The organism is Zobellella denitrificans (genome assembly GCF_002237365.1).
GTDB classification, from domain to species: Bacteria; Pseudomonadota; Gammaproteobacteria; order Enterobacterales; family Aeromonadaceae; genus Oceanimonas; species Oceanimonas denitrificans.
In genome coordinates, this window is record NZ_NMUO01000155.1 from 1 (window position 1) to 3870 (window position 3870).

General features: G+C 61.4%; 5 protein-coding genes. All 5 read left to right on the plus strand.

What is annotated here, in order from left to right; translation table 11 throughout:
- Nucleotides 1–399, plus strand: a 399-nt coding sequence (locus CGX12_RS20140; RefSeq protein WP_217898209.1) for a hypothetical protein, incomplete at its 5' end; no start/stop codon positions are given.
- 7 nt (nucleotides 400–406) lie between these two features.
- Complete coding sequence (locus CGX12_RS18830; RefSeq protein WP_094041409.1) at nucleotides 407–988, plus strand: anthranilate synthase component II; 582 nt, start codon at nucleotides 407–409, stop codon at nucleotides 986–988.
- A 389-nt stretch (nucleotides 989–1377) separates the two neighbouring features.
- On the plus strand, nucleotides 1378–2592 hold the full coding sequence (locus CGX12_RS18835; RefSeq protein ID WP_094041410.1) for an aspartate aminotransferase family protein: 1215 nt from the start codon (nucleotides 1378–1380) through the stop codon (nucleotides 2590–2592).
- A gap of 77 nt (nucleotides 2593–2669) precedes the next feature.
- The gene (gene astA, locus CGX12_RS18840) at nucleotides 2670–3686 is read left to right on the plus strand and encodes an arginine N-succinyltransferase (protein ID WP_094041411.1); all 1017 of its coding nucleotides are present in this window, start codon (nucleotides 2670–2672) and stop codon (nucleotides 3684–3686) included.
- Between the two features lie 4 nt (nucleotides 3687–3690).
- Nucleotides 3691–3870: hypothetical protein (locus CGX12_RS19720; RefSeq protein ID WP_142995708.1), on the plus strand; the 180-nt coding region annotated here is incomplete at its 3' end.

Genomic DNA, 3870 nt, shown 5'->3' on the forward strand with positions numbered 1-3870 from the left:
ATCACCTTGACTGGGCCTGTCAGTATTTACGACGAAACGCCCAGCCATCGCAGCAGAGTAAATCCAGGCAGGGCAATGGGTTACGTGACATTTATGAACATTTTAATGCTTAAGTACCTGGCTATGAGCGGCGGCTACAACGGCGGTGCAGCCCTACGGCGGCGGTTACCGCAGTACCACGGCGGTGCGGGGATGTCGCTGCCTGAGTTTCAAACCATAGGGTGCTTCAGGCGCATTTGGTTAAAGCAGGAGCGGGTGAGGTTGGACACCGGGTGGATAGATGCGAGAATACGGCTTTCTCGTGCATGCCGTTGCGGTCCCGGGTTTTGGGTGTTAAATGAAATTGCGGCCGGTAAAGCGATGATTGACTGTTTTTATTCTCTTAAATCAAATAGATAAGCTAAATATGCTGTTGATGATCGACAACTACGACTCCTTTACCTGGAACCTGGTGCAGTACTTCGGTGAGCTGGGGCAGGAGGTGGTGGTGCGCCGTAACGACGAGATCGCCCTGGACGAGATCGCCGCGCTGGCGCCGCGGGGGCTGGTGATCTCGCCCGGGCCCTGCACACCGAACGAGGCGGGGGTATCGCTGGCGGCCATCACCCGGTTTGCCGGCGTTATCCCCATCCTGGGCGTCTGCCTGGGGCACCAGGCCATCGCCCAAGCCTTCGGCGGGCGGGTGGTGCGCGCCCGCCGGGTGATGCACGGCAAGACTTCCCCCATCCGCCATACCGGCCGGGGCCTGTTCAAGGGGCTGCCGGATCCGCTCACCGTCACCCGTTACCACTCCCTGGTGGTGGAGCCCGAGAGCCTGCCCGACGGCTTTGAACTCACCGCCTGGACCGAAACCGGCGAGGGGCGGGTGGACGAGATCATGGCCATGCAGCATCGCCGCCTGCCGCTTTACAGCGTGCAGTTCCACCCCGAGAGCATCCTCACCCAGGGCGGCCATCGCCTGCTGCAAAACTTCCTCGAACTTATCTGAGTCCTTCCCTGGCGCCGTCTGCGGCCCATTAGAAATCCTGTTGCCGGCCCCGACTATTAGTTTTACTTATCGGGGCTATCAGTGTTTTTCGTTCGTCAGCCACGCCCGGAGCGGGAATAATGCGGTTTCCGCCTGTCGGGACGGCCGCGTCAAAAATTTTTTTGGTTGCCCTTTTATGCAGCCCGGCCGCTGGGCCGGGGCCCGGACCGGCGGTTTTGATGCGAGCTTATGCAATATAAATGACTATATTTTTTCTTTTATCCGAATAAATGACTAATATTTTCGGTGGTTGTAGAGACAAGTCACCATTGTTTTGCAATAATGCTCGCGTGTTTACATGGATTTAACTTTTATCGCAGAGCAAGCTGCGGTATCTGGAGGAGATAAGCATGTCTGATATGGCAGTCACCCGCGAATTGTTCGACCAGGTTATGGTACCCAACTACGCCCCCGCCCAGGTGATCCCGGTGCGCGGCCAGGGTGCCCGGCTGTGGGACCAGCAGGGTCGGGAATACATCGACTTCGCCGGCGGTATTGCGGTCAACTGTCTCGGCCACTGCCACCCGGCGCTGGTGTCCGCGCTCAAGGAGCAGGGTGAGAAGCTCTGGCACCTGAGCAACGTGTTGACCAACGAGCCGGCGCTGCGCCTGGCCAAGAAACTGGTGGACGCCACCTTCGCCGAGAAGGTGTACTTCTGCAACTCCGGCGCCGAGGCCAACGAGGCGGCCCTCAAGCTGGCCCGTCGTTACGCCATCGACAACTTCGGTCCGGAAAAGACCCAGATCATCGCCTTTACCCAGGGCTTCCACGGCCGTACCTTCTTCACCGTGTCGGTGGGTGGCCAGGCCGTCTATTCCGACGGTTTCGGTCCCAAGCCGGCCGACATCGACCACGTGCCCTACAACGATCTGGCCGCGCTCAAGGCGCTGATCTCCGATCGCACCTGTGCCGTGGTGATGGAGCCGCTGCAGGGCGAGGGCGGCATCATCAGCCCGGAGCCGGCCTTCGTGCAGGCGGTGCGCGAGCTGTGCGACCAGCACAACGCCCTGCTGGTGTTCGATGAGGTACAAACCGGCGTGGGCCGCACCGGCGCCCTCTATGCCTATATGGATCTGGGCGTGACCCCCGATATCCTCACCAGCGCCAAGGCCCTGGGCGGCGGTTTCCCCATCGGCGCCATGCTCACCACCACCAAAATCGCCGCGGCTTTCAAGGTGGGCACCCACGGCTCCACCTACGGCGGCAACCCCCTGGCCTGTGCGGTGGCCGAGGCGGCCTTCGACACCGTCAACACCGAATCGGTGCTGAAGGGCGTGAAGGAGCGCGAAGCCTGGTACCGGGAAGGGCTGGACGCCATCAACGCCAAGTACGGCTGCTTCAAGGAAGTGCGCGGCAAGGGCCTGCTGCTCGGCTGCGTGATGAACGAGCAGTTCCAGGGCCGGGCCCGCGACTTCCTGCTGGCGGCCATGGAAGAGCAGCTGATGGTGCTGATTGCCGGTGCCAACGTGGTGCGTTTCGCCCCTTCCCTGGTGATCACCAAGGAAGAAGTGGCCGAAGGCCTGGCCCGCTTCGAGCGCGCCGTGGCCAAGGTTGTGAACGGCTAAGTCATCCCGGCGACAGCCATCAGGGCGGGGCAGGGTTGCCTCGTCCTGGTCGCCAACTTTGTAATAAGGAGTTCTGCATGTTGGTGATTCGCCCCATCGAGCAGAGAGATTTCCCCACCCTCAAGCAGATCGCCATTGAATCCGGCCACGGTTTTACCTCGCTGCCGGTCAACGATGAGCTGTTGCAAAACAAGATCGATCATTCCATGGCCTCCTTCGCCAGCCGGCCGGCGGGCAAGGGCGAGTGCCTCTATTTCTTTGTGGCGGAAGACAGCGACACCGGCGAGGTGCTGGGCACCACCGCCCTGGACGCGGCCGTGGGCCTGTCTTCCCCCTTTTATACCTACCTGCTGGGCAAGCAGGTACACAGCTCGCGCAAGCTCGGCATCTACAACGTGGTCGAGACCCTGACCCTGACCAACGACTATACCGGGGTCAGCGAGCTGTGCACCCTGTTCCTGCGCGAAAAGGCGCGGGAAGGGCTGAACAGCCGGCTGCTGTCCAAGTGCCGTTTTCTGTTCCTGGCCGAGTTTTCCGAGCTGTTCGACCATCGCATCCTGGCCGAAATGCGCGGCGTGTCCGACGAGCGGGGCAACAGCCCGTTCTGGAGCTGGCTGCAGGAGCACTTTTTCTCCATGGACTTCCCCACCGTGGATTACCTCACCGGCATCGGCCAGAAGGGCTTTATCGCCGATCTGATGCCCAAGTACCCGATCTACGTCAACCTGCTGTCCCAGCAGGCGCGGGCGGTGATCGGCAAGACCCACGACAAGACCCGGCCGGCCCTGCGCCTGCTGGAGGAAGAAGGCTTCGCCTGGCGCGGCTATGTGGACATCTTCGACGCCGGCCCCAGTGTGGAATGCGATCTCAAGCACATCCGCACCGTGCGCAACAGCCGGCGGCTGACGGTGCAGGTTGGCCAGCCGGTACATGCCGGCAAGTTCCTGATCAGCAACACCCGCTTCAATGGTTTCCGGGCCCTGATCGGCGATATGGCAGTCAATGAAGAAAAAGCCCAGGCGGTGCTGTCCCCCGAGATGGCCCGCTTGCTCAAGGTTGAAGACGGCGACACCGTCCGGGTAGTGGAGATGTAAGGCAATGACTGAAGCAGTGCAATATATCAATGGTCAATGGCTGGCGGGGGAGGGCGAACCCTTCGCCTCCCTGGATCCGGCCAAGAATGAAGTGATCTGGCGCGGCGCGGCCGCCGGCCCCGAGCAGGTGGCCGCGCCGCGCCAGATCACCTCATACCTGGCCGGGCCCCGGGAACGTATCTTT